Origin of the sequence: Streptomyces sp. TLI_55, assembly GCF_900206255.1 — a bacterium.
In the GTDB taxonomy this organism is placed as follows: Bacteria; Actinomycetota; Actinomycetes; order Streptomycetales; family Streptomycetaceae; genus Streptomyces; species Streptomyces aquilus.
Genome location: NZ_OAOJ01000001.1, coordinates 4,745,062 through 4,769,905, shown reverse-complemented (window position 1 = coordinate 4,769,905; position 24,844 = coordinate 4,745,062). Strand labels below are relative to the sequence as shown.

Sequence of the window (24,844 nt, the reverse complement as noted above, 5' to 3'; positions counted from 1 at the left end):
CGTTGGTCAGGCGGCAGCCAGGACGGCGCTGCGGTCGGTGGTGGAGCGGGTGGACAGACGCTCGGTGAGGGCGTCGGTGAGGGTGGAGGCGCGCAGGGACAGCAAGCTGAACGACCCCGCGTCACCGATCCCGTGACTCGACTCGCACAGCCCGTTGAGGAACAGCGGCGGCGTCCCGTCGGCGACCGGCTTCAGCGCGTAGTCGTTGGAGACCTCCAGCCGCCCGTCGCTCTCCTTGGCGAACCTCTCCGCCAGCCCGGCCATCAGCGGCGGGCACAGCTCCTCGTGCGCGCCCGGCCCCATGTTCCGGAAGCCGGTCGCGAGGACCGCGAAGTCCACGGAGTCGGTCACCGTCTCCCCGGTGTGCCGCTCGCGGAAGTCGATGTTCACCCGCCCGTCGGCCTCGGCCACCGACACGGCCTCCAGGTTGCCGCGGACGAACAGCCGCTGGTCGCCGTCGAGTTCCTGCTCGTAGATCTCCAGGTACAGCTCGCGCAGCACGTCGATGTCGGCGGACGAGTAGTTCGTCGGGTGCATGAACGCGTCGAGCGCCTTCTTGCCGTCCCGCGAGGCCCGGAAGTAGTAGTCGGTGAACTCGGGGAAGTACCCCTCCTCGCTGAACGGGCTGGTGTCCTTCTGCCGCAGCGAGTGGGAGCGGGTGTACGTCGTCACCCGCGTCCGCGGGAAGCGCCGGCCCAGGTCGAGGGCGAGCTCCACCGCGCTCTGGCTGCCGCCGATGACCGCGACCGAGGCCGGCTCACCGGATGCCGTCAGCGAGGCGAGCTTCGGCAGGTACTGGGTGAGGTGGAACACCCGGTCGCCGCGCAGGGTGTCATACGGCGCCGGGATGTAGGGCGTGCGCCCGGGGCCCATGACCAGCGTGCGGCCGAGGTAGCGGTTGCCCGCCATGGTCGTCACCTCGTACAGCCGCTCCCCGTTCTCCTCCACGACCTGAAGGCCCTCGGCCCGCTGGTTGCAGTCGACGAGGTGGGAGAAGAAGCCGGCGGCCCAGCGGATGTACCCGGCGTACTCCTTGCGCAGCGGGAACTCCGAGGGCAGGTTCAGGTGGCGCAGCAGCCGCCCCTGCTCGTGCAGGTAGTTGAGGAAGCTGTAGCGGGAGCGCGGGTTGCGCAGGGTCACCAGGTCGCGGCTCGGGTGGTTCTGGATGTCGGAGCCGTCGAGCAGCATCCCGGGCTGCCACTCGGGACTGGGCCGGGCCTCCAGGAAGCGTGCCGTCAGCGGTGAGTTCCGCTCCTCCAGGGCGATGGCGAGGGCGAGGTTGGCGGGTCCGAAGCCGATGCCGAGGATGTCGTAGACAGGAGTGGACGTGCGGCTGGTCATCGCTGAGTGCTCCTTGAAGTGACAGTCGTGAAGGTCGGGTTGCCGTCGAAGTCGATGCGCAGGCCGCCGAGCCGGTCGGCCGCGTACACGCGTTGGTCGGTGCGGTACCAGAGGGGGATCAGGGCGAGGTCGCGGATCGCGATCCGGTCGGCGCGCCGCCAGGCGTCGACGCGTTCGGCGGGGTCGCCGGCGGCACGGGCGCGGGCCACCAGGGCGTCGAACTCGGCGTCGACGTACCGCCCTTCGTTGTCGCCGTGCGCGGTGCCCTCGGCGTCGGGGGCGGTGCAGGAGGAGTGCAGCAGCGGGAAGAGCATGTTGTCGGGGGTGGGGTAGTCGCAGGCCCACCCGGCCCGGCACAGACCTGCCGCCCCGACCGAGGTGCGGTGGTCGACGAGGCCGCGCGCGTCGGTGCGCAGCAACTCGACCCGCCAGCCGTGGACTTCCTCAAGCCCCTTGGCCAGCGCGATCACCCAGTCGTCGTGCCCGGCGCCGGTGTTGTAGGCGAGGTCGACGCGGGTACCGGGCCCGAGCCCGGCCCGCCGGGCCGCTTCCCTGGCCCTTGAGGGGTCGTACGCCGTCCAGTCGTCCTCGATCTCCGCGCGCGGGGTGTGCGCCTTGCCGAACCACGGCGACAGCAGCGAGTGCGCGGCCGTACGGCTGCCGTGGAAGTGGGTGTCGATGAGCCCCTGCCGGTCGATGGCGGCGGAGACCGCCCGGCGGGCGTCCACCGAGTCCATGGGCGTCTGGTGGCAGAAGGGGATGAGGTAGAAGAGCCCGGCGCCCTCCTGCTCCAGATAACCGCCCTGCCGGGTCGCCTCCTTGGTGCGGGCCGGCGGGATGCGGGCGTAGTCGTAGGTGCCGTCGGCGAACCGGGCGTACTCGTCGTCGAGGGCGGTGACCGGGTCGAGGATGTCGAGGTGGATCTCCTCGATCTGAGGCCGCGGCCCGAACCACCGCTCGTTGCGCCGCAGCCGGATCGCCTCGCCGTGCCGCCAGGGCCCGTCCATCACGAACGGGCCGTTGCCGACCGGGAGATCGTTGTACGACGTCTCCAGCGCGGGCGGGGTCCAGGACGGCACCGGGAAGAAGATCGGCTGGAGCGTCTTGAGGTCGAACTGGACGTCCGGCTCGGTGAGTTCGACGACCAGCGTGGCGTCGTCCACGGCCCGGAAGTCCCGCACGCCCGCCAGGTGGTAGGCGGTCTCGGTGTTGGCCTCGGGGTCGAGGGCGCGCCGCCAGCCCCGTACGAAACTGTGCGCGGTGACCGGCTCGCCGTCGCTGAAGACGGTGTCGGTGCGCAGCCGGAACGTCCAGGTCGTCGCGGTCGGGTCGGACTCCCACGCGGTCGCCGTGGCCGGGACCAGCTCCCCGGCCTCGTCGAGCGCGAGCAGCCCGGTGAACAGGGCCTTGCAGACGAGGATGCCCTCGCCCTCCTGGGCCTTGTACGGGTCGATGGCGGTGGGCTCGGTGATGCCCATGCGGAAGATCACGCGGCGCCCCTGACCGCCGGCGGCACGGCCACGGGCGGGACCATGACGACGTCGAGCTGCTCGTCCAGTTCGGCGGCGATCCGTTCCACCCGGTCGACGTCCTCGACGCCCCGGTAGGGCGCGGCGACGGCGAGCGATCCTGCTATCTCGTACCAGCCCTCGGGGGCGCGGCGCAGCCGGTCGCCGGGCTTGGAGGCGGGGATGTAGGAGCGGAAGTAGGGGGAGTGGTAGGCGTCGCCGGGGTTGTTGCGGACCAGCGTGCCGGTCCGGTAGGCGAACTTGATGCAGGTCGCGGCGCGGGGCGTGGCCGCCCGGCGGACCTCGCCGTCGAGCACGGCGGCCCGCTGGTCGGCGTCGTCCCCGGCGAGCACGGCCTTGGCGTAGAGCCGTACCGCGTCGATGCCGTGCACCTCGCGCAGGTTGCGGTAGTTCTGACCGCCGCTCATCCGGGTGGCGAACTCCACGACCCGGTACCGGCCTTGGGCGTCCTGCCGGAACTCGGCGTTGAACAGGCAGTGCTCGACGCCGAGTCCGGCGACTATGCCCTCGGCGACCGCGACCAGCTCCGGCTCCTCCTCCGGGGTGCGGAAGGGCAGGGTGTAGAAGTCCTCCTCGAAGTAGGGGCCCGGCATCTGCATCTTGTTGGTGACACCGACGAGATGGAACTCACCGCTCACGACGACCCCGTCGAGGGTGACCTCCTTGCCCGGCAGGAACTCCTCGATCAGCGCGATCTCGGGGCCGTCGCTCGGGAAGTAGCCGCCCCACTCCTCGGCGAGCCGCGCCACGTCGGTCAGCGCCCGCTCCAGCTCGTCCCGGTCGCGGACCAGGCTCACCCCGATGCTCGCGGCGAGCGCGCTGGGCTTGACGATGAAGGGGTACGCGAAGTCCTCGGCGGCCTTCAGCCCCGCCTCGACGCCGGTCACCCCGGCGAACTGCGGGGCGGGCAGGGCGTGTTCGGTGAGGAAGGTGCGCTGGAGCTTCTTGTCCCGGGAGATCGCGTCGGCCAGCGGGCGCGGCCAGGTGTGGCCGAGGAGCTGGTTGGCGCGGGAGGTGACGGCGATGTCGCTGTCGTAGAAGGTGATCGCGGTGGCGATGCCCAGCTTGCGGGCCTCGTCGGCGCAGAAGGCGGCCATCGACTCGCCCTCCAGCTCTTCCGGGACCGGGATCACGGAGGCGAAGCGGCCGTCGGCGGCGGCCTGCTTGACGCCGGTCGCCAGGTGGATCTCCAGACCCATCCGCTCCAGCGTCTCGATGTGCTCGCGGTGCCACGCGTAGGTGTTCCGCATGATCAGCAGGATCTTGTTGCTGCCGTTGCTGTGGATCTTGTTGCTCATGCCGCGACCTTCTGCTCCAGCTCGACGGTGACGACGGTGACCTGCTCCAGCAGGGCCTCGGCGGTCTCGACCGCCGCCGTGGTGTCCGGACCGGTGGTCAGCACCTGGCCCGCGCGGTCCCAGTTGCCGCGCAGTTCGCCCAGGACGTCGCCCGGCTTGACGGTGGTCTCCACGTCGATGACGTCGGCCAGCTGCTTGGCCTCCTCGACGCCCTGCACCTCGACGACCGTGCCGGGACGGGCGGACAGGAAGCGGGTGGCGGCGGAGCGCTCCGGCACCGGGCGGGCGTCCACGGCCGGGATCAGCCCGAACTGCCAGGCCACGATCCACTCCTCGACGTCGATGCCGTAGGCGGCGTTCAGCAGGTCGAAGATGCGGTCGCCGCCCATGCGGTTGTGGCTCTCGATGATCTTCGGGCCGGTCGGGGTGAGCCGCAGCTCGGTGTGGGCGGCGCCGTCCGTGAGGCCGAGGGCGTCCAGGAAGCGGGCGACCGTGTCCTCGACGCTCCGCTCCTGCTCGGCGGTGAGCCGGGCCGGCAGGGCGTGCCCGAACTCGATGAACCCGTTCTCGCCGCCGGTCAGCTTCTCCGTGATCGCGAGGACCACGTGCCGGCCCGCGAAGGAGAACGACTCCACGCTGAACTCCGGCCCGGAGATGTACTGCTCGACGAGGAAGCGCTCGATGTGGAAGAAGTTCCCCCACTGCAGGTCGGTGCGCGCCCGCAGCGCCTCCACGCCGGCCCACGCGGCCGCCGCCTGCTCGGGCCCGTCGATGCGCTCGACACCGAGGCTCGCGGTGGCGTCGGCGGGCTTGAGCACGAACGGGTAGCCGTGCGCGGCGCCGAAGGCCACCAGGTCGTCCGCGCTCGTCACCTCGGCGGCGGCGACCGACAGGTCCCGGGTCGCCTCCGAGGCGGCCAGCAGATCACGCATCGCGCGCTTGTCCCGGAGGAGTTCGGCCGTGCGCTCGGTGGTCCCGCCGAGTCCCAGGTGGTCGCTGATCCGCGCGGCCGGCACCAGACCGGGCTCGGTGATCGACACCACCCGGGTGAAGCCGTACGCGGTGTGCGCGGCCTCGATCAGCGGGCGGGTGGTCTCCCAGTCGGTGTAGTCCGCGATGATCACGGCCTCGGCGAGCTTCGCCGCCTCCGGCACGAAGTGGTCCTGGTGCTGGATCAGCACGAAACGGATACCGAGGGCGGCCGCCTTGCGCAGGGTCTGGATCCGGCCGCCTACGACGAGCAGCGTGTGGTCACCGGTTGATCGTGAGGTCGCTGATTGCTGGGTCATGGCGAAAACTCTGGGCCAGGAATTCCGGCGGCGAAATAGTTTTCGGGTGGCACAAGAATGCCCGGCACAATTGATCCAGCGGGCCACCGGAAAAGCCCCCTGGCACGTTTGTGCCACGCACTTTGGTGCCCGCCCGTTCCCCTTCCCAGGCGGCTCGCGCACCCGGAACATCGAGGTCATGCCAAGGATCGCCATGACCACGTTCGCCGTGCTCAAGCAGCCGTATCCGCACCTGTCGAACGACGACTTCAACGCACTCGAACCACTGGTTTTCGGCGCCTCGGAAACCAGCCCTGGCTTCATCGCCCGCGCCACCGCGATCGACGTCGTCGACACCAGGTGGACCAATTTCGGCCGGGACTACGGCGACTGGGGGTTCTTCGACGCGCCCGCCTTCTACACCGGCGGCCGCACCGACGACACCGACACCCGCGCCTCCACCCTCTCGCTGTGGACCGACCTCGCCTCCGTGAAGGCGTACGCGTACGGCGGTCTGCACCGGCAGGCGCTGCGCGACCGCCGCCGCTGGTTCGCCCAGATCCCCCACAAGCTGTACGCGGCCTGGTGGGTGGCCGACACCGAGATCCCCACCTGGACCGAGGCCTGCCGGCGCCTCGAGCACCTGGACACGCACGGTCCCAGCGCGCACGCCTTCGACTTCAGGCAGCCCTTCGACCCCGAGGGCCGCCCCGTGTCCTCCTCCCCCGCCCCCGAGGTGACCCATGTCTAAGCCCAACGTCCGGGCTCTGCTGCTGGTGCTGAGCGCCGCGGCCTTCCTGCTGACCCTCGCCGGTTCGGCGCTGAAGAACACCGTCCAGGTCTACTTCGTGCCGATGGCCGACACGTTCGGCGGCTCGCGCGGCGCCCTCGCCTGGGCGACCACGCTCTTCGCCGTCACCGTCGCCGTGGCCTCCCCGCTGGTCGGCGCGATCGCCGACCGCATCGGCGGCGCCGCCACCCTCGCCGTCGGCACCGCCCTCTCGGGCGCGGCCCTCGTCGGCTGCGCGCTCGCCGGCCGGCTGTGGCTGTTCGTCGCGGTGTACGCCGTCGTCGCCGCGCTCGCCTCCACGATGCTGTCGTACGTCCCCCTCGGCGTCCTCGTCGACGAGCTCTTCCGCGACGGCCGCAAGGGCCTGATGTACGCGCTGCTCACCAACGGCGCGGCGGTCGGCTTCGTCGTCCTGGTCCCGCTGTGGTCCTGGCTCGGCACGTGGGCGAGCTGGGAGAACGTGCTGCTCGTGGTCGGCCTGCTCTTCCTGTTCGTGCTGGCGCCGGTCGCGCTGCTGGTGGCGCGGGCGTCGGGCAAGGTGACGTCGGCGACGTCCGAGACGGAGGAGGCCGTCTCCGAGGAGCCCGCCGTGCGGCTCTCCTTCGCCGAGCGGTTCCGGCTCACCACCCGCAACGCGGACCTGCGCCGGCTCGCGCTCGCCATGTTCGCCTGCGGCGCCACGATGGCCTTCATCGACGTGCACTTCATCCCGCTGATGCACGACCACGGCCTGGGCCACACCGTCTCCTCCACCGCCGTCGCCCTGCTCGGCGTCTTCGAGATCGCCGGCGGACTGCTCGCGGGCTGGCTGTGCGACCGGGGCCGCATCAAGGCCGTGCTGCTGAGCGCGTACGCGGTGCGCGGGGTGGCGATGCTGCTGGTCGCCCTCACGCCGACCGGCACGGTCGCGATCGCCTTCGGCATCGTCTTCGGCATCAGCTACCTGGCCACGGTCATCGCCACCACCATGTGGGCGGCCCGGGTCCTGCCCGTCGAGGTGCGCGGCTTCGGCATGGGCCTGGTGTGGACGGTCCACGCCCTCGGCACCGCCCTCACCAGCGAGGTCGGCGCCCTGATGGCCGACGCGACGCACAGCTACACGCCGGTGACCCTCGGCTGCGCGGCCCTCGCGGCGGCGGCCTGCGTCCTGGTCCTGGCCAGCCGAGTGCCCTCGGCGGACACCCCGGCAGCCCCCGACGCCCCGGTGGAGGAGAAGCAGCTGGCCCCGGCAGCGAGCTGACCCCTCCCGAGCCCTGCGCCCTCCCCTCCTGAAGGAGCCCCACCCATGGCGGACACCGCCCCCCTGCACCAGCGCCTGCGCCAACTGCCGCGCAGCGCCTGGGTGATCTTCGCGGGGATGTTCCTGATCAAGTTCGGGAACTTCCTCAACGTCTTCCTCGTGCTCTTCCTCGTCTCCCGCGGCTACTCCACCGCCCAGGCGGGCCTCGCCGTCGCCGCGGTCGGCCTCGGCACCTTCGTCGGCAACATGATCGGCGGCACGGTCGCCGACAAGTTCGGCCGCCGCAGCGCCATCGCGGTCTCCATGTTCGGCTCGGCGGCGGCCACCGCCGCGGTCCCCTTCACCGACGGCCTGCTCACCACGACCGCCCTGGTCTGCCTGGTCGGCGTCTTCGCCCAGCTGTACCGCCCGGCGGCCGGCGCGCTGCTCGTCGACGTCGTCGACGGGGAGCAGCGGGTCATGGCGTTCGCCGTGCTCCGCCTCGCCGTCAACGTCGGCATGGCGGTCGGCCCGCTGGTCGGCGGTCTGCTCAGCGGCCACTCCTACACGTACGTCTTCGCGGGCGACGCCCTGTTCTCCCTCGCCTTCGGCACCCTGGCCCTGCTGCTCCTGCCGGCCGGCCGCCCGGCCCAGGCCCCGGTCACCGCCTCCGAGGCGGCGGGCAAGGGCGGCTACCGCGAGGTCTTCACCGACCGCCCGTACGTCCTCTTCCTGCTGTCGATGGTCGCGGCGACCTTCGTCTACGGCCAGACCACCGCGACCCTCCCCCTGCACGTCACCGACGCCGGCTTCTCCAACACCGTCTACGGCCTGCTCCTCGGGCTCAACGCCCTGCTGTGCGTGGTCATCGAGCTGCCCCTGACCCGGCACACCGAGCGCCGCGACCCGCGCCGCGTCATCGCCCTCGGCCTGCTGCTGCTCGGCGCCGGCATGGGGCTGACGGGCGCGATGAACGCCGTATGGCTGCTGGCCCTGACGGTCGTCCTGTGGACGGTCGCCGAGACCATCTACACCCCGATCGCCAACGCCTACCCGGCCGAGTTCTCCCCGGCCCACCTGCGCGGCCGCTACCAGGGTGCCGAGGGCCTCGCCCACACCCTCGGCGGCACCCTCGGCCCGGCCGTCGGCGGCCTCCTCTACGGCATCAACGCCCCGCTGCACTGGACCGTCTGCGCCGCCGTCGCCGCCCTCGGCGCGGTCCTGGTGCTGGGCGCGAAGCCCGGCGTACGGCAGACCGAGACCCCGGCGGCGGAGACGCCCGAGCCGGTGTCCGCCACCTCCAACTGACCTCCACCACCCGCCCCTTCACATCTGAGAGACCCCGATGACCGTCACCGATACCGAAGTTCCCCGCATCGACATCCCCTCCGCGACCGACGACCCGGCCGCGTACGTCACCGCGCTCCTCGAAGTCGCCGCCGAGCGCGACCCGTTCGACGTCCTCGCCAAGACGCCGGTGTGGGCCGCGCGGCTCTTCGCGGACCTGCCGACCGAGCTCGCCGAGACGGTCCCGGAGGAGGGGGAGTGGCCGGCCGCGTTCACCGTCGGGCACCTCTTCGACGTCGACATCGTCTACGGCTTCCGCTGGCGCCTGGTCGCCACCGAGGACGCCCCCGTCTACCCCGGCTACGACGAGGAGAAGTGGGCCCCGCTGCCCCGCCTCCCGTTCCGTCAGATGCTCGACGCCTGGACCGGCCTGCGCGCCTCCAACGTGGCCCTGCTCGCGGCCCTCTCGCCCGAGGACTGGCAGCGCACCGGCCACCACGGCGAGCAGGGCGGCGAGACCATGGAGGTCATGATCAAGAAGGTGGTCGGCCACGACATCGCCCACATCAACCAGATCTACCGCGCGATCCGCCTGGTCCGCCAGGCGGCGGGCCTGGACGTGGCGGAGCTGGACGAGACATACCTGTCGCTGGGCCTGTAAGGAGTTCGCGCGGCAGGGCGCCCGGGACGTGACCACCGTCCCGGGCGCCTTTTCAGCTGCCCGACGTCACCTCGTGGTGTTGTCGTTCTCCGCGTCCGGGTCGACGCCCATCGTGATCGATCCGACGACCCCCTTGGCGATGTGCTTCTTGTCGTACTTCAGCTTGAGGAGACCGCCCGCGGTGCCGCTCTGGTCGTAGATGGTGTCCTCGGTGAGCGTGGTGCGGGTGGTCGTGCTGGTGGAGTACGGCTCGACCTCGGCGGAGGCGAGCACGGCCTCCTCGGAGAAGAAGAACTGGCCGGTGTGGCAGGTGTTGCCGCCCTCGTAACCGGCGTCCGTCCACTCGCCGTTGACATGCACCTTGGTGTGGATGTGCACACAGCGGCCCTGGTACCAGCCGGGGAAGACGGTCTTGAAGGTGACCTTGCCGTGCTTGTCGGTCTTCCAGGTGCCGCGCAGATAGCGCTCGTCGTCGGTGGGCTCCTCGTGGATGGAACCGCCGGTGCCGCCGGAGGGCCCACCGGACGGCGGCTCACCGGTGGGCGCACCCGAGGGCGCGTCGGTCGGCATCGTGCCGCCGCCCCCACCGGACGACATGCTCTCGTACCCCGAGTAGATGCCCAGCGCGTCGCAGTGCCAGATGTCCACGGCCGCGTTCGCGATCGGCTTGCACGTCTCGGCGTCGATCACCGTGAGGTTCAGGACGAGCGGGATGCCCTCCTTGTCCTCGGTGATGTCCCGGCGGATCTTGTCGGCGTCGATGTAGTACGGCCCCTCGGTGGTCTCCGAGGTGAGCTTGTAGCAGGCCTCCGACGCCGTGGAGGAGCTGCTCGCCGAGGCGGTCGTGCCCGTCTCGCCCGCGAACGCTCCCGACGCGGCGAGGGTGCCCGCCGCACCCACCGCCACGGCCGCGCCCGCTCCGGCCACGACGACCTTGCGCCGCGTCAGGTCCTTTTTGTGTTTCGGCTGGTTTCCCGTCATGGACACGGAAGTTAGGCAAGAAGCCTGAGAGGGCCACCGGCAAGACCTGTGCTCCTCCCACAGGAAAGGCGCACACGAAAAGCGAAAGGGCCCGAAACCGACGCCGGTTCCGAGCCCTTACCGTCCGCTGGTTACTTCGGCTGCGGCTTGCGCACCGTCAGGTGCAGCTCCTTCAGCCGCGCCTCCTCCAGCTCCGTCGGCGCGCCCATCATCAGGTCCTGGGCGTTGCCGTTGAGCGGGAAGGCGATCGTCTCGCGGATGTTCGGCTCGTCCGCGAGGAGCATCACGATGCGGTCGACGCCCGGGGCGATGCCGCCGTGCGGCGGGGCGCCGAAGCGGAACGCGCGCAGCATGCCCGCGAACTTCTCCTCGACGGTCTCGCGGTCGTAGCCCGCGATCTCGAAGGCCTTCAGCATGATCTCCGGCTCGTGGTTCCGGATCGCGCCGGAGGACAGCTCGACGCCGTTGCACACGATGTCGTACTGCCAGCCCAGGATGTCCAGCGGGTCCTGGGTCTCCAGGGCCTCAAGACCGCCCTGCGGCATGGAGAACGGGTTGTGCGAGAAGTCGATCGCGCCGGTCTCCTCGTCCTTCTCGTACATCGGGAAGTCGACGATCCAGCAGAACCGGAAGACGTTCTCCTCGAAGTGCCCGGCACGCTTGGCGGCCTCGACCCGCACCGCGCCCATGATCTTCGAGACCTCGTCGAACTCGCCCGCCCCGAAGAACACCGCGTGCCCGGCGGCCAGCGACAGCCGCTTGGTCAGCTCGGCGACGTTCTCCTCGGTGAGGAACTTGGCGATCGGGCCGGACAGCGAACCGTCCTCGCCCACGCGCACCCAGGCCAGGCCCTTCGCGCCCAGCGTGACGGCGAAGTCGCCGAGCTGGTCGAAGAACTTCCGCGGCTGGGCGGAGACGTCCGGCACCGGCAGCGCGCGCACGTGCTTGCCCGCGAAGGCCTTGAACTCCGAGCCCTCGAAGATGTCGGTGATGTCGACGAGCTCCAGCTGGGCCCGCAGGTCCGGCTTGTCGGAGCCGTACTTCAGCATCGCCTCACGGAACGGGATCCGCGGGAACGGCGAGGTCACATGCCGCCCGTTGCCGAACTCCTCGAACAGCTCGGTCATGAGCTTCTCGATCGGCTGGAAGACGTCCTCCTGCTCGACGAAGCTCATCTCGACGTCGAGCTGGTAGAACTCGCCCGGCGAGCGGTCCGCGCGGGCGTCCTCGTCACGGAAGCAGGGCGCGATCTGGAAGTAGCGGTCGAAGCCGGAGATCATCAGCAGCTGCTTGAACTGCTGCGGCGCCTGGGGGAGGGCGTAGAACTTGCCCGGGTTCAGACGCGACGGCACCACGAAGTCACGCGCGCCCTCGGGGGAGGTGGCGGACAGGATCGGCGTCGCCATCTCGTTGAAGCCGAGGGCCACCATCTTGGAGCGGATCGAGGCGATGACCGACGACCGCAGCATGATGTTCTTGTGCATGCGCTCGCGGCGCAGGTCGAGGAAGCGGTACTCCAGGCGCCGCTCCTCGTTGACCCCGTCCTCGGTGTTGATCGTGAACGGCAGCGGGGCGGCGGCGCCGAGCAGCTCGACCTCGCCCACCTCGACCTCGATCTCACCGGTCGGCAGGTCCGGGTTCACGTTCTCGGTTCCACGTGAAACAACGCGGCCGTCGATGCGGACCGTGGACTCCTTGGAGACCTTGTCCAGCGCCTCGTAGGCCTCCGTGCCCGGCCGGGCGACGAGCTGCGTGATGCCGTAGTGATCGCGCAGATCGATGAAGAGGATGCCGCCCAGGTCGCGCCGATTGTGCAGCCAGCCACTCAGCCGGACGTCGGTGCCGACGTCAGAGGCGCGGAGCTCGCCGCAGGTGTGGGACCTGTACCGATGCATCGTCGTTCATCGTCCTTACGGTGTGGGCGTGTGCCGAGGGTCACTCCCCGACAGGAACGGGCCATGGTGCCCGGACCTCCCAAGGGTACCGGCCACCCAAAGATCGCCTCCCCACCATTTACGCCCGGCGATCAGTGGCACCCGCCGATCATCTGTTCTTACAGTGGGGCAATGCGCACTGGTGAGCCCCTGCCCGCCGTGGGGGAGGTACTCTCCGCCCTCGCCACCGGCCTGTGGCACTGGGACACCGCGACAGGCCTGGTCACGGTGGACGCCGAGGCCGCACGGCTGCTCGGGCTGCGTGCCGAGCCCACCACCCTCACCGAGGTCCAGGCACGCGCTCGCATGCACCCCGTGGACTGGAACGAGATCACGGGCGTGATCCAGCTCGCCGTCGCCGAGGGCACCCTCGCCGAGGTCCGCATCCGGATCATGGACGAGCAGAACCGGGTCATCCGCGTCGTCCGCAGCCGCTCCAAGCCGTCCTACGACCCCGAGCGCCGCGCCTTCGTCCTGATCGGCGCGATGCAGGAGGTCACCGAACCCTCGCCGACCACCGCCGCGGCCCGCAGCAGCACCGCCGTCACCGGCGACTGGCGCCGCTCCCGCGAGGCGTTCCTGCTGGACGCGGGCCGCGCCCTGGCCGAGGCCCGCTCCACGGAGGAGGTCCTGCGCGTCGCGGCGGGCCTGTCCATGCCCGGCTTCTCCCCCGACGGCCTCGCCGTCTTCGGCGTCGAGGGCGACCGCCTGAAGATCATCGGCCACCACGGCCAGCAGCCCGGCGACGAGGGCCCCTTCTCCCACATGTCCCTGGAGACGGACTACCCGGCGGCGGAGGTCGTCCGCACCGGCCGCGCGGTGTACCTGTCGAGCCCCGACCACTACCGCGAGCGTTACCCGCTCACCTGGCCACTGGCCGCCCACTTCGGCCGCCAGTCCTGGGCGTTCCTGCCACTGACCGTCGCCGGCCGCACCATGGGCGCCTGGATGGCGGCCTTCACCTACCCGGTGGCCTTCACCCCCGACGAGCGCTCGGTCCTCACCACCGTCGCCCGCATGCTCGCCCAGGCCCTCTCCCGCGCCGAGGCCGCGGAATCCGCCCGCGAGCTGACGGACGGCCTCCAGCGCTCCATGCTCCCCAAGCTCGGCCCCGAGATACCCGGCATGAGCGTCGCCGCCCGCTACGTCCCCACCGGCGGCGGCCTCCAGGTCGGCGGCGACTGGTACGACATGATCCCGCTGCCCAGCGGCCGCCTCGCCCTCGTCATCGGCGACGTCCAGGGCCACGACGTGCGGGCCGCCGGCCTGATGGGCCAGCTCCGCATCGCCCTGCGCGCCTACGCCTCCGAGGGCCACCGCCCCGACGCCGTCCTCTCCCGCGCCTCCCGCTTCCTGCACGGCATGACGTACGACGACGACCAGGACCCCGGCGACCTGCGCTTCGCGACCTGCCTCTACGCCGAGGTCGACCCCCGCACCGGCGTCCTCGACATCGCCCGCGCCGGCCACCCCGACCCGGCGATCCGCATGGCCGACGGCACCGTCCTGGCCCGCCGCACCGACGGCGGCCTCCCCCTCGGCATCGACCCGGACGCCGACTACCCCACCACCCGGCTCACCCTCGAACCCGGCGAGACGATGATGGTCTGCACGGACGGCCTCCTGGAGACCGGCGGCCACGACCTCGACACCGGCTGGCAGCGGGTCCGCACCATCCTGGAGGAACACAAGGGCGACGACCTCGAGGAACTCGCCGACGCCCTGGTCCAGGCGGTCCACGGCCCCTCCTCCCACCACACCCCGGGCCCCCTGACCGACCGCCGCGAGGACGACATAGCGGTCCTGCTGCTGCACCGCGAGGGAGACGGCTGCGGCTGCGGCGACACCGTCACCCCGCCCCAGGTCCGCCGCACGATGCTCACGGTGGCCCAGGCGGAACCGGAACGCGTCGCAGTGGCCCGCGCCCAGCTCAGGGAACTCCTCCACGACTGGCCCTCCCAGGACCAGATCGACTCCGCCGTCCTGCTCCTGTCGGAGACCCTGACGAACGTCCTCGTCCACACGGACGCCGACGCGCTGCTCCTCGCCGAGGTCCGCGGCGACGGCCCCGGCACCCGCCGGATGCGCATCGAGGTCACCGACACCAGCGACGACCTCCCCCACAAACGCCGCCCCGGCGAACTCGCCTCCTCCGGACGCGGCCTGGTGCTCATCGAACTCCTCGCCGACGCCTGGGGAGTCGACCCGCGCGGCGAGGGCAAGAGCATCTGGTTCGAGCTCTACGAGTCGACGACCGAGGCATCCTCCGCGTAACGCTCCCGCAGCTCGTGCCCGACCGCGAACGCGGCGGCGGTGAGCGGCACGGCGAGCAGCATCCCGAGCACCCCGGCGGTGGACGCCCCGGCGGTGATGGCGACCAGCACCACGGCGGGATGCATCTGCACGGTACGGCTCTGGATGGCGGGCTGGAGCACATGCCCCTCCAGCACCTGCACGGCGAGCACGACTCCCAACACCCACAGCGCGATGACGAACCCCCGGTCGGCCAGCGCGACGAGCACGGAGACGGCCCCCGAGATGAAGGCTCCGAGATAGGGAATGTAGGCCCCGACGAACACAAGCGCCGCGAGCCCCACGGCCCCCGGGACATCAAGGATCAGCAACCCGACGCCGATGCAGACGGCGTCGATGAGGGCGATGATCGTGGTCCCCCGCATAAACCCCTCCACCGCCCCGAAGGCCCGCCGCGCCAGGGCCTCGACGAGGTCGCCGGAGCCTGCCGGAACCATCGACCGCAGCGTACCGACGGCCCGATGGGAATCCCGCAGAAAGAAGAAGACGAGGAACAACGCGAGAACGGCCATCGCAAGGACCTCCCCGACGACACTGACCCCACTGATGACCCCGGAGGCGGCGGTCCCCCCGAACCTGCTCAGCAACTCCTTGGCATTGGAGGCGAGATCGTCGAGCGAGGTCCCCGCGGCCCCGAAGTGCTCGGCGATCCCCTGAGCCGCGTCCTTGAGCGAGGCGACGATCTGGTCCCCGGTGTCGATGAGCGCGGCGACGACGATGTAGACGGCCCCGCCCACCACGGCGACCACGGCCACACAGGTGAGCCCGGCGGCAAGCGACCGCCCGACCCCGACCTTGATGAGCCACCGGTGCAAGGGCCCGAGCAACGCGGTCCCGAGCAATGCGAGCAACACGGGCACCAGAGCGGTACGGAACTCCGCGCACAGCAGGATCCCGACGTAGACGACGCCGGCGACGAGAAGCGTCACGGCACACCAGGCGGCGCCACGACGAACCGGTCCCGGAAGCAGCGCTGTCGACGGTTCCTGCATGCTCCCATCTGGCCATACGCCGGTTCCCCTGTCGCGCAGAGTCATCCGAACGAGCCCCTCGAACCGACCCACGGCCACCTGCTGTCATGATCAGCGCCTGGGGCGCCTGGGCGGAGCGCCACGGCCTGGCCCCGGCCGAGGTCTACAAGGTGGCCCTGCGCACCCGCCCGCTGGAGACCTTCGCCCAGGTCGCCCCGGACCGGGACCCGCAGGAATGCCTGTCCTCCCTTCACGAACTGGAGGACCACGACGTCCGGTTCGGCGTCTACACGGCCTCGCCGGCGCGTCCGACCTGCTGAACGCCCTGCCGCCGGGCTCCTGGGCTCTGGTGACCTCGAACTACGAGCACCGGGTCCGCGGCCGTTTCGAGCGAACCGGTCTACCCCTCCCGGACGTCATCGTGGACGCGGCCGCCGTGGAGGAGGACAAACCGTCCCCCGTCCCCTATCTGCGGGCCGCCGCCCGACTGGGCACGGCTCCGGAACACTGCCTGGTCATCGAGGGCGCCCCCTCCGGAGTACGGTCCGGCCTGCGCACCGGAATGAACGTGTGGGGCGTGAACACCGACATCGCGGTCGACGGCGTCCACCGCCACTTCCCCACCCTCCACCAGGCGATCCCCCCCATCCTGGCCTTCGCTCAGCGGGGCTGATCACTTTTCGCAATCGGCTGCGACACTCCGTAGTGGCCGCCTAGCGTTCGCGATAACAAACAACCCCGGCCGGATGTTCGCAGCACCCGCCGGGGTCTCACCACACAAGATCGAACGGACCGATCCGATGGATATCGGCGACTCTAACGCCGCCTTGCCCGCTCCGGCACACCTGACCGCTCCCACTAGGCCGGGAATCGTCACCGGAATGGCGATTCACGCAGGGATCTACGTGCGCCAGTCAGAACGTCGCGCCCGCGGCAGTGAAGCCAGCACGGCCGCACAGCGCGCAGAGTGTCTCAGGGCGATGGCGCGATGGGACGTGCCACCAAGCCATGTCGAGGTCTATGAGGACCTGGGCCTGAGCGCCTTCAAGGACGTCAAACGCCCCGCCTACGAACGACTTCTTCGCGATGTCCGGGCAGGCCGCGTCAACGTGATCGTGGTGCACTACATGTCCCGGCTCAGCCGCAGATCCGCCACGGAGACGATCGACGAGCTCCGTCCGCTTCTCATGAACCGGATTCGCATCGTCAGCGTCGGCGAGCATCGCGAGTTCCACGCCGACAACCAACTCGCCCTCACAGAGCTGCTGTTCAAACTTCAGGCCAGTCACGACGAAAGCCTGAACAAGAGCAACGCGATCAGGGCCGCCAAAGCCCTGGAGGTCAGCCTGGGCGGCTACACGGGCAAGGCCCCGTTCGGCTTCACTCTCGTCCACGAGACGCGCAGTTCAACCGACGGAAGACCGGTCAACGTGAAGGTCCTCACGCCTGACACGAAGCACGAGGCGCCGATCGTCCGTCGCATGGTGGAGATCGTCGAGGGTTGGCTTGTCAGGGGCGACACGTCCGGCTCCTGCTGGAAACTCGCCCGCGAACTCGAAGCCGAAGGGCACCTGACGCGCGGGAGGAGGACCGAACGGCAGCATGCGGACGCCCCCTGGGACGCGGCCACCGTCAAGCGCATTCTGATCGACCCGCGTATCGCAGGCTTCGCTTGTGAAAGCGTGTACGGCAAACGCCGAGACGGCACACCGAGCAAAAAGATCGCCGAGTACCGGATCATCCGTGACGACAGCGGCAACCCCGTGCCGGCGTGCGAGCCAATCGTCAGTCCTGAACGGTGGTACCGCGTACAGGAGTGGTTCACGGACCGGCACCCCGGCGGTGGAGACTGGCAGAGCCGCCCCTCAGGGATCCTGTCCGCGATGAAACTCCTGTACTGCGAGTGCGGCGCCTCCATGACGCACGGGGGAACCGGCGCGAAGAAGCACTACCGGTGCCGCCGCCGGACGGCGAAGCCGGATCAGCACGCGGGAGACGTGACCATCGGGTCGAAGGGGATCGAGGAGTACCTGGCCCGGCGGATCCTCTCCATGGTCACAGCGTCACAAGTCGATGAAGGGACCAGCACCGTTCTCGCCAACGCGTCGGCGCGATATGCGCGTGCACAGGAGGAGCAGGAATCTCCGGAGGTCGCCGAGGAGCGGGACCGGCTCTTGGCCGAGCGGGCGAACCTTCGGCACGCTCGGCAACAGCAGCACGCGGACGGGCGCCACGAACGCGCGCTCGCGGAAGACATGAGGGCACTGGATGCCCGTATTGCGGAGCTGGGAAACAGCGAGTGTGTCGAACTCCCGCGTTCCGCTTGGGTTGCGCAAGGTGAGAGAGACCCGCTCGGCCCCGGCTCATGGTGGGATCAAGCCGGCCGAGACGACAAGCGGGCCCTCTTCCGCCTCTTCTTGGACCGAGTCGAGGTGCGCAAGGCCTATCGCCACGCCGGGCAAGGCGTGAGCACCGAGTCCCGTGTGAGCGTCACCTGGGCGGGCGGCATCGACCTCGACGTACGGCTGTAGCACTGCATTGGGCAGAGACCCGAATCCGCGGACCGGACTCGCGGATTCGGGCTCTGGCGACCTGAGGAACCGGCCCCCTACAGGCCACCCTCCGACATCCCGTGCACAGCGGGGATCGTCCCCAGCCGCCCCTTCTGGAAGTCCTCGAACGCCTGCTGGAGTTCCTCGCGGGTGTTCATGACGAACGGGCCGTAGTGGGCCATCGGCTCACGGATCGGCTGTCCGCCGAGGAGGACGACCTCAAGGTCCGGCGTGTGGGAGTCCTGCTTCTCGTCCGCGCGGACCGTCAGGGAACCGCCGGCGCCGAAGACGGCCGTCTGCCCCATCTGGACCGGCCGCCGCTCGGCACCCACGGAACCACGCCCCGCCAGCACATACGCGAGGCCGTTGAAGTCCTCACGCCACGGCAGCGTGATCTCCGCGCCCGGTGCCAGCGTCGCGTGGATCATCGTGATCGGGGTGTGGGTGATACCGGGGCCTTGGTGGCCGTCCAGTTCACCGGCGATGACACGGAGCAGCGCGCCGCCGTCCGGCGAGGTCAGAAGCTGGACCTGACCGCCACGGATGTCCTGGTAGCGCGGGTCCTTCATCTTGTCTTTGGCGGGGAGGTTCACCCACAGCTGGAGGCCGTGGAAGAGCCCTCCGGACATGACCAGCGACTCGGGCGGGGTCTCGATGTGCAGCAGGCCCGAGCCGGCCGTCATCCACTGGGTGTCCCCGTTGGTGATGGTGCCGCCACCGCCGTTGGAGTCCTGGTGGATGAAGGTGCCGTCGATGATGTAGGTGACGGTCTCGAACCCCCGGTGCGGATGCCAGGGCGTGCCCTTCGGCTCGAGGGGACCGTAGTCCACCTCCCCCATCTGATCCATCATGATGAACGGATCCAGATGGCGGTAATTGATCCCGGCGAACGCACGGCGCACCGGGAAGCCCTCGCCCTCGAAGCCGCTCGGCGCGGTCGTGACGGTGAGCACGGGACGGGCCACGGCGTCTGCCGATGCGGCGACGCGCGGCAGCGTCAGCGGGTTCTCGACGGTCACTGCAGGCATGTCGGTACCTCCTTGGTGCAACCAGTTTAGTTGAGCGTTGAACTTTCTGCCACCCCTAACGGCAGAAGCCCGGAGGACATTCCCTCCGGGCTCCACCACGCGGGCCTGACCCGCGTCAGTTGCTGAAGTACAGGTACTTCCACGACCCGTACGTCGTCGAGTTCACGCTGTCGCCGGACGAGCCGTTGACGTACACCGACCGCATCCGCGCCCGGATGCCCGACTCGTCGGGCGCCCCGAGGGAGACGGCCGACTTGCCGTTCGAGCCGAGCGGGAAGTACTCCGAGTCGGTCGAGTACCAGGTGCCCTGGTAGTAGACCTGGAGGTCGAAGCGCTGCTGACGGCCCGGGTAGTACGACATCGTCGTCGTGAGCAGCGGGTCCGTGCTCTTGTGGAACCAGTAGTACGTCGTCGAGCCGATCTTCGCCGTCTTGTAGTGCTTCGAGACGGCCGTGGAGATCTTGACCTTGGCGTAGGCCGTGGACTTGACGGTCTTCGACTGGTAGCGGGAGTCGCCCGCGAAGACCGCGGTGACGGCCGTGTCCCGGGTCATGTCCACCCAGGCGCTGATGTTGCCGTCGGAGTTGACCGTGCCGGTCTTGATCAGCTTCTTGCCCTTGTCGCTGCCGAAGGGGTCGGCGTAGATCGAGACCGAGCGGTTCTTGTACGTCTTGCCGAGGTGCGCGGTGAACTTCACGTCCTGGCCGTACGAGTACAGCTTGCCGTTGTTGTTCAGGCTCAGCGTGGTGGTGGCGCGGGAGACGTCGACGGTGTCCGAGGCGCTCACGGCCGTGTGGGCGGCGTCGCCCGCGTACTTCACCGTGTACTTGACCTTGCCGCCGGCCGGCGGGGTGTCGGCGAAGGAGTACGTGCCGTCCGCCTTGACCGTCACCGTCGCCAGCGCCTTGCCGTTCGGGCTGTCCAGGTCGGTGCGGGTGACGGCGAGCTTGGCGCCCGCCGGCAGCGGCACCGTCGCCGAGATCTTGCCCTTGACGGTGAGCGACTTGGCGCGGGCGGCCGTGGCCGGGGCGTTGACCGTGAGCGTCGGGACGTTGAGCGCCGGGTCGGTGAGCACCTTGAGGGTGTAGCCGGACGCCGAGCTGACCAGCGCGAAGACCCGGGAGGAGTCCGGCGCCCAGGCGAGAGCGGTGGCGGACTGGCTGTAGGTGCGCACCGGCTGGGTGGCGTCCGGCCGGTAGATGGCGACCTTGTCGCCCGAGGTCTGGGCGACCAGGCCGTTGCGCGCGATGTCCGCCTGCCAGCCGGCCGGGTAGGCGCCGTCCTTGGTGAGGTTGCCGTTCGCGTAGGCGTGTCGTTCGGTGCCGTTGACGAGCACCTGGTCGTTGCCTGCGACGAGGTCGATGTCCCCGAGCCCGTCGTTCAGGGTGTACGACTGGTCGTTCCAGGCCACGACCTTCGGCGTGCCGCTGGACACGTCGAGGACGGCCTCGGTGCCGGTGGAGTCGCCGGTCTCGCCGACGGCCAGCAGGCCCGGCCGCAGCGGGTCGGTGTCCAGCAGGGCCTGGCCCCACATCCCGGAGCCGGTGCCCTCGGTCGGGATCTGGGCGAGGGCCACCGGGTCGGTTCCGCTCGCCGGGTCGACGGCCGGGTCGACGGAGCCGAGGTCGCCGTCCCACTGGTCGCCGTAGGAGAACCAGGCCTTGCCGCCGGCGTACTCGACGTACAGCGGGCCGGTGTTCGTGGCGACGGGGTAGCGGGCCTTGATGTCGAGGGTGGCCGCGTCGAGCGCCACGATCTCGTGGCTGACCCGCGCGGTGGCGTACAGGGTGCTGCCGTCGTCGGAGAGTGCCAGGTCGAAGACGCCCTTGATGCCGGTCACCGAGTCGACGCGGTTGCCGTTGTAGTCGGCGGCGATGATGCTGCCGGTGGTGTCGTCGCCGAGGTAGACCCGCTTGAGGGTGTCGCTGACGACGATGCCCCCGGGTGAACCGACCGTGGCCGTGACGGCGGACGCCGGGCCGGCCGATACGACGCTCAGCGCCGCCGAGCTGAACAGGACCGCGAGTGCCGTCGCGGTCGAGGTGCTGCGCATGCGCACAGTGATGAACCCCCACAGAGAATCCCGGCGGTGCCGGGAGAGCTGAAGGCGCCGCGCGGCACCCGGACGCGGGCCGCCTGAAGGCGGTGTGACGTGCGGGGCGCGGCTGCCGAAAAGCACTCTATGGCATGCCTGTGACAATCGAGTGGAGGTTTTTCGACCGCCGTTCGTCGCCTACCCGTACATCCTTCGCATCGCGAACTCCACCATCTGCTCGACCGCCTTCGCGTCGAACACCATCCGGTGCTCGCCCTCCATGTCGAGGACGAAGCCGTAGCCGGTGGGCAGGAGGTCGATCACCTCGGCGCCGGTGATCACGAAGTACTTGGACTCCTTGCCCGCGTACCGGCGCAGTTCCTTCAGCGAGGTGAACATCGGGATCACCGGCTGCTGGGTGTTGTGCAGGGCGAGGAAGCCGGGGTTGTCGCCGCGCGGGCAGTAGACCTTGGAGGTGGCGAAGACCTGCTGGAAGTCCTCGGCGGCGAGCTGCCCGGTGGTGAAGGCGCGCACCGCGTCCGCGAGGGACGGCGGGGACGGCTCGGGGTACAGCGGCGGCTGCTGGCCGTACCCGCCCGGCATCTGCTGCTGTGGCGTGGAGTACTGCTGCTGCGTACCCGCGCTCTGGTCGTAGCCGTACATGGGCGCAAGCGTACCGAGCGGGGCGGGGGCGGTGGGCGCCCCTGGGGTGCGGGAAACCGACAGCGACTCGACAGCCGTCGGCTCTGGGTTCCGGGGGCCGCCGGCTCCTAGCGTCGTTCCCATGCGCCGACACGAGCACGACGAGGTCCATGACGAGGTCCATGAGCACGACCGGGGGCTCTCCTACGACCTTCCCGTCCTGGCCCGCCGCCGGATGATCCGGCTGCTGGCGGGAGCGAGCCTCGTGTCGCTGGCCGGCTGTTCCACGGACGACGACGCCGCCACCGCCGCGACTCCGGACTGTGCGCCGATCCCCGAGGAGACGGCCGGTCCGTACCCCGGTGACGGTTCGAACGGGGTGAACGTCCTCAAGGAGAGCGGTGTCGTGCGCGGCGACATCAGGACGAGTTTCGGCGACTCGGCGGGCGGCACGGCGGCGGGTGTCCCGCTGACCGTGACGCTCACCGTCGTGGACGCGGACTCCGGGTGCGGTACGCCGAAGAAGGGCGCCGCCGTGTACGTGTGGCACTGCGACCGGGAGGGCCGCTACTCCCTCTATACGGAGGGGGTCGCGGACGAGAACTATCTGCGGGGCGTGCAGGAGACCGACGAGGCGGGGCAGGTCACCTTCACCAGCGTCTTCCCGGGCTGTTACGCCGGCCGCTGGCCGCACATCCACTTCGAGGTCTACGGCGGCCTCGCGGACGCCACCGCCGCGAGGGCGATCACCAGCACCTCGCAGCTGGCCCTCCCCAAGGACGTCTGCGACACGGTGTACGCCACCAAGGGCTACGAGGCGAGCGTGACCCACCTCGGCGGTCTTTCCCCGGAGAGCGACGGCGTCTTCCGGGACGGGTACGAGCGGCAGCTGGCGGTCGTGCGGGGGAGTACGGGCTCCGGATACACCGCCACCCTCACCATTGCGGTGTGAACCGTCACAGATGGCCGGATCGGGGTTGCGGCTTATTACCGGCGGGTAGCATCATCGTATCGAAGCTACTTGTCGGTACGTGAACTAGCGCGAGGATCCAGTGCCTCGCCCGTCTCTCCAGGGAGCCGTCGCCATGGGGCACTACAAGTCGAATCTCCGTGACATCGAGTTCAACCTCTTCGAAGTACTCGGCCGCGACAAGCTGTACGGCACGGGTCTCTTCGAGGAGATGGACACGGACACCGCGAAAAGCGTCCTCGCGGAGCTGACGCGGCTCTCGGAGAACGAGCTGGCCGAGTCCTTCGCGGACGCCGACCGCAACCCCCCGGTCTTCGACCCCGAGACCAACACCGCGCCGGTCCCGCCGTCCTTCAAGAAGTCGTACAAGGCGTTCATGGACTCCGAGTACTGGCGGCTCGGCCTGCCGGAGGAGATCGGCGGGACGACCGCGCCGCCGTCCCTGATCTGGGCGTACGCGGAGCTGATCCTCGGCGCGAACCCGGCCGTGTGGATGTACTCCTCCGGCCCGGCGTTCGCGCGCATCCTCTTCGAGGAGGGCACCGAGGAGCAGAAGAAGTGGGCGCAGATCGCGGTCGAGAAGACCTGGGGCTCCACCATGGTCCTCACCGAGCCCGACGCCGGGTCCGACGTCGGTGCCGGTCGCACCAAGGCGATCCAGCAGGAGGACGGCTCCTGGCACATCGAGGGCGTCAAGCGCTTCATCACGTCCGGTGAGCACGACATGGAGGAGAACATCCTCCACTACGTCCTCGCGCGTCCCGAGGGTGCCGGTCCCGGCACCAAGGGCCTGTCCCTCTTCCTCGTCCCGAAGTACCTCTTCGACTTCGAGACCGGCGAGCTGGGCGAGCGCAACGGCGTCTACGCGACGAACGTCGAGCACAAGATGGGCCTGAAGGCCTCCAACACCTGCGAGATGACCTTCGGTGACCAGCACCCCGCCAAGGGCTGGCTGATCGGCGACAAGCACGACGGCATCCGCCAGATGTTCCGCATCATCGAGTTCGCCCGCATGATGGTCGGCACGAAGGCGATCTCGACGCTGTCGACCGGTTACCTGAACGCGCTGGAGTACGCCAAGGAGCGCGTCCAGGGCACCGACCTGGCCGCCTTCGGCGACAAGACCGCGCCGAAGGTCACCATCACGCACCACCCGGACGTGCGCCGCTCGCTGATCACGCAGAAGGCGTACGCGGAGGGCATGCGCGCCCTCGTCCTCTACACCGCCTCGATCCAGGACGCGATCGCCGTCAAGGAGGCCGCGGGCGAGGACGCCAAGGCCGAGCACGCGCTCAACGACCTGCTCCTGCCCATCGTCAAGGGCTACGGCTCCGAGAAGGGCTACGAGCAGCTCGCCCAGTCGCTGCAGACCTTCGGTGGCTCCGGCTTCCTGCAGGAGTACCCGATCGAGCAGTACATCCGGGACGCCAAGATCGACACCCTGTACGAGGGCACCACCGCGATCCAGGGCCAGGACTTCTTCTTCCGGAAGATCGTCCGCAACCAGGGCGCGGCCCTGAACTCTCTCGCCGAGGACATCAAGAAGTTCCTGGCGCTCGGCACCGGCGGCGAGGAGCTGGCCGGCGCCCGCGAGCACCTCGCGAAGGCGGCCGTCGAGCTGGAGGCCATCGTCGGTCTGATGCTGACCGACCTCGCGGCCACCGAGCAGGACGTCAAGAACATCTACAAGGTGGGCCTGAACACCACCCGTCTGCTGCTGGCCTCCGGTGACGTCGTCGTCGGCTACCTGCTCCTCAAGGGAGCGGCCGTGGCCGCCGAGAAGCTGGAGACCGCCTCCGCCAAGGACAAGGCGTTCTACACGGGCAAGATCGCGGCGGCGAAGTTCTTCGCGGCCAACGTCCTGCCGGGTGTCACGGGTGCGCGCAAGCTCGCCCAGAACGTCGAGCTGGACCTGATGGAGCTGGACGAGGCCGCGTTCTAGGACACATCAGCACAGCTCTCCTGAGGGCCCGCTTCCTTCACCGGGAGCGGGCCCTCGTACGTCGTCCAGGTGAATCCCTTCGT

At 69.9% G+C, this 24,844-nt stretch carries 18 protein-coding genes and 1 pseudogene; 9 read left to right on the top strand and 10 right to left on the bottom strand.

Annotation, left to right across the window (positions count from 1 at the left end):
- Nucleotides 1-6: 6 nt before the first annotated feature.
- From CRP56_RS21850 to CRP56_RS21835, 4 genes are read right to left on the bottom strand one after another with little or no spacing between them, the layout of a single operon-like run.
- A complete protein-coding gene (locus CRP56_RS21850; RefSeq protein ID WP_097266457.1) occupies nucleotides 7-1,341 on the bottom strand; it encodes a lysine N(6)-hydroxylase/L-ornithine N(5)-oxygenase family protein in 1,335 nt (444 codons plus the stop codon).
- Nucleotides 1,338-2,831 carry an ABC transporter substrate-binding protein gene (locus tag CRP56_RS21845; RefSeq protein ID WP_097266455.1) on the bottom strand — a complete coding sequence of 498 codons (1,494 nt, stop codon included), beginning with the start codon at nucleotides 2,829-2,831 and terminating at the stop codon, nucleotides 1,338-1,340. Before CRP56_RS21845 ends, CRP56_RS21850 begins: the two co-directional genes overlap by 4 nt.
- The gene (locus CRP56_RS21840) at nucleotides 2,828-4,168 is read right to left on the bottom strand and encodes an ATP-grasp domain-containing protein (RefSeq protein WP_097266453.1); all 1,341 of its coding nucleotides are present in this window, start codon (nucleotides 4,166-4,168) and stop codon (nucleotides 2,828-2,830) included. The genes CRP56_RS21845 and CRP56_RS21840 overlap by 4 nt, the downstream gene beginning before the upstream one ends.
- The gene (locus tag CRP56_RS21835; RefSeq protein ID WP_179851083.1) at nucleotides 4,165-5,457 is read right to left on the bottom strand and encodes an ATP-grasp domain-containing protein; all 1,293 of its coding nucleotides are present in this window, start codon (nucleotides 5,455-5,457) and stop codon (nucleotides 4,165-4,167) included. The genes CRP56_RS21840 and CRP56_RS21835 overlap by 4 nt, the downstream gene beginning before the upstream one ends.
- A gap of 193 nt (nucleotides 5,458-5,650) precedes the next feature.
- Here CRP56_RS21835 and CRP56_RS21830 point away from each other — a divergent pair, with 193 nt between their 5' ends.
- Genes CRP56_RS21830 through CRP56_RS21815 form a run of 4 tightly spaced genes read left to right on the top strand, consistent with a single transcriptional unit; the run spans nucleotide 5,651 to nucleotide 9,393 of the window.
- On the top strand, nucleotides 5,651-6,187 hold the full coding sequence (locus tag CRP56_RS21830; RefSeq protein ID WP_257040868.1) for a DUF3291 domain-containing protein: 537 nt from the start codon (nucleotides 5,651-5,653) through the stop codon (nucleotides 6,185-6,187).
- Nucleotides 6,180-7,466 (top strand): MFS transporter, encoded by a 1,287-nt coding sequence (locus CRP56_RS21825; protein WP_097266445.1) that lies wholly within the window; start codon nucleotides 6,180-6,182, stop codon nucleotides 7,464-7,466. Before CRP56_RS21830 ends, CRP56_RS21825 begins: the two co-directional genes overlap by 8 nt.
- 45 nt (nucleotides 7,467-7,511) lie before the next feature.
- Complete coding sequence (locus tag CRP56_RS21820) at nucleotides 7,512-8,753, top strand: MDR family MFS transporter (protein ID WP_097266443.1); 1,242 nt, start codon at nucleotides 7,512-7,514, stop codon at nucleotides 8,751-8,753.
- Nucleotides 8,754-8,790: 37 nt separating this feature from the next.
- Nucleotides 8,791-9,393, top strand: coding sequence for a DinB family protein (locus tag CRP56_RS21815; RefSeq protein WP_097266442.1), 603 nt, complete (start codon nucleotides 8,791-8,793; stop codon nucleotides 9,391-9,393).
- Nucleotides 9,394-9,459: 66 nt separating this feature from the next.
- Here CRP56_RS21815 and CRP56_RS21810 read toward each other — a convergent pair whose 3' ends face one another.
- Together CRP56_RS21810 and aspS are read right to left on the bottom strand one after the other, a co-directional pair.
- Nucleotides 9,460-10,374, bottom strand: a complete 915-nt coding sequence (locus tag CRP56_RS21810) for an intradiol ring-cleavage dioxygenase (RefSeq protein WP_097266439.1) — start codon at nucleotides 10,372-10,374, stop codon at nucleotides 9,460-9,462.
- A gap of 131 nt (nucleotides 10,375-10,505) precedes the next feature.
- Complete coding sequence (gene aspS / locus CRP56_RS21805; protein ID WP_097266437.1) at nucleotides 10,506-12,269, bottom strand: aspartate--tRNA ligase; 1,764 nt, start codon at nucleotides 12,267-12,269, stop codon at nucleotides 10,506-10,508.
- A gap of 171 nt (nucleotides 12,270-12,440) precedes the next feature.
- On the opposite strand from aspS, the gene CRP56_RS21800 reads away from it, so the two are divergent.
- Entirely contained in the window at nucleotides 12,441-14,582 is a 2,142-nt protein-coding gene (locus tag CRP56_RS21800; protein ID WP_097266435.1) for a SpoIIE family protein phosphatase, read from the top strand.
- On the opposite strand, the gene CRP56_RS21795 is transcribed toward CRP56_RS21800, so the two are convergent.
- Nucleotides 14,549-15,613: an AI-2E family transporter gene (locus tag CRP56_RS21795; RefSeq protein WP_097274330.1), complete on the bottom strand. Its 1,065-nt coding sequence runs from the start codon at nucleotides 15,611-15,613 to the stop codon at nucleotides 14,549-14,551. The two genes, CRP56_RS21800 and CRP56_RS21795, sit on opposite strands and share 34 nt — an antisense overlap.
- Before the next feature lie 86 nt (nucleotides 15,614-15,699).
- Here CRP56_RS21795 and CRP56_RS21790 point away from each other — a divergent pair.
- A pseudogene (locus CRP56_RS21790) lies at nucleotides 15,700-16,265 on the top strand (HAD-IA family hydrolase).
- Nucleotides 16,266-16,338: 73 nt separating this feature from the next.
- The gene (locus CRP56_RS21785; protein ID WP_097266433.1) at nucleotides 16,339-18,123 is read left to right on the top strand and encodes a recombinase family protein; all 1,785 of its coding nucleotides are present in this window, start codon (nucleotides 16,339-16,341) and stop codon (nucleotides 18,121-18,123) included.
- 77 nt (nucleotides 18,124-18,200) lie between these two features.
- Here CRP56_RS21785 and CRP56_RS21780 read toward each other — a convergent pair whose 3' ends face one another.
- The 3 genes from CRP56_RS21780 to CRP56_RS21770 all read right to left on the bottom strand — a co-directional run bounded on the left by CRP56_RS21780 (nucleotide 18,201) and on the right by CRP56_RS21770 (nucleotide 21,870).
- Nucleotides 18,201-19,172, bottom strand: coding sequence for a pirin family protein (locus CRP56_RS21780; RefSeq protein ID WP_097266430.1), 972 nt, complete (start codon nucleotides 19,170-19,172; stop codon nucleotides 18,201-18,203).
- A gap of 115 nt (nucleotides 19,173-19,287) precedes the next feature.
- Nucleotides 19,288-21,225: a YncE family protein gene (locus tag CRP56_RS21775; RefSeq protein ID WP_097266428.1), complete on the bottom strand. Its 1,938-nt coding sequence runs from the start codon at nucleotides 21,223-21,225 to the stop codon at nucleotides 19,288-19,290.
- Between the two features lie 180 nt (nucleotides 21,226-21,405).
- On the bottom strand, nucleotides 21,406-21,870 hold the full coding sequence (locus CRP56_RS21770) for an SseB family protein (protein WP_097266426.1): 465 nt from the start codon (nucleotides 21,868-21,870) through the stop codon (nucleotides 21,406-21,408).
- 121 nt (nucleotides 21,871-21,991) lie between these two features.
- Between CRP56_RS21770 and CRP56_RS21765 the strand changes: the two genes are divergently transcribed.
- Nucleotides 21,992-22,801 (top strand): dioxygenase family protein, encoded by an 810-nt coding sequence (locus CRP56_RS21765; protein ID WP_097266423.1) that lies wholly within the window; start codon nucleotides 21,992-21,994, stop codon nucleotides 22,799-22,801.
- Nucleotides 22,802-22,934: 133 nt separating this feature from the next.
- Entirely contained in the window at nucleotides 22,935-24,761 is a 1,827-nt protein-coding gene (locus CRP56_RS21760) for an acyl-CoA dehydrogenase (protein ID WP_097266421.1), read from the top strand.
- Nucleotides 24,762-24,844 lie beyond the last annotated feature (83 nt).

Excerpts from the sequence above, each read along its gene's own strand:
- CRP56_RS21840 (WP_097266453.1), bottom strand. The coding sequence starts at position 4,168 with ATGAGCAACAAGATCCACAGCAACGGCAGCAACAAGATCCTGCTGATC.
- CRP56_RS21795 (WP_097274330.1), bottom strand. The coding sequence starts at position 15,613 with ATGCAGGAACCGTCGACAGCGCTGCTTCCGGGACCGGTTCGTCGTGGC.
- CRP56_RS21775 (WP_097266428.1), bottom strand. The coding sequence starts at position 21,225 with ATGCGCAGCACCTCGACCGCGACGGCACTCGCGGTCCTGTTCAGCTCG.
- CRP56_RS21815 (WP_097266442.1), top strand. The coding sequence starts at position 8,791 with ATGACCGTCACCGATACCGAAGTTCCCCGCATCGACATCCCCTCCGCG.
- CRP56_RS21810 (WP_097266439.1), bottom strand. The coding sequence starts at position 10,374 with ATGACGGGAAACCAGCCGAAACACAAAAAGGACCTGACGCGGCGCAAG.
- CRP56_RS21765 (WP_097266423.1), top strand. The coding sequence starts at position 21,992 with ATGCGCCGACACGAGCACGACGAGGTCCATGACGAGGTCCATGAGCAC.
- aspS (WP_097266437.1), bottom strand. The coding sequence starts at position 12,269 with ATGCATCGGTACAGGTCCCACACCTGCGGCGAGCTCCGCGCCTCTGAC.
- CRP56_RS21820 (WP_097266443.1), top strand. The coding sequence starts at position 7,512 with ATGGCGGACACCGCCCCCCTGCACCAGCGCCTGCGCCAACTGCCGCGC.
- CRP56_RS21800 (WP_097266435.1), top strand. The coding sequence starts at position 12,441 with ATGCGCACTGGTGAGCCCCTGCCCGCCGTGGGGGAGGTACTCTCCGCC.
- CRP56_RS21785 (WP_097266433.1), top strand. The coding sequence starts at position 16,339 with ATGTTCGCAGCACCCGCCGGGGTCTCACCACACAAGATCGAACGGACC.
- CRP56_RS21835 (WP_179851083.1), bottom strand. The coding sequence starts at position 5,457 with ATGACCCAGCAATCAGCGACCTCACGATCAACCGGTGACCACACGCTG.
- CRP56_RS21850 (WP_097266457.1), bottom strand. The coding sequence starts at position 1,341 with ATGACCAGCCGCACGTCCACTCCTGTCTACGACATCCTCGGCATCGGC.
- CRP56_RS21770 (WP_097266426.1), bottom strand. The coding sequence starts at position 21,870 with ATGTACGGCTACGACCAGAGCGCGGGTACGCAGCAGCAGTACTCCACG.
- CRP56_RS21830 (WP_257040868.1), top strand. The coding sequence starts at position 5,651 with ATGACCACGTTCGCCGTGCTCAAGCAGCCGTATCCGCACCTGTCGAAC.
- CRP56_RS21760 (WP_097266421.1), top strand. The coding sequence starts at position 22,935 with ATGGGGCACTACAAGTCGAATCTCCGTGACATCGAGTTCAACCTCTTC.
- CRP56_RS21825 (WP_097266445.1), top strand. The coding sequence starts at position 6,180 with ATGTCTAAGCCCAACGTCCGGGCTCTGCTGCTGGTGCTGAGCGCCGCG.
- CRP56_RS21780 (WP_097266430.1), bottom strand. The coding sequence starts at position 19,172 with ATGCCTGCAGTGACCGTCGAGAACCCGCTGACGCTGCCGCGCGTCGCC.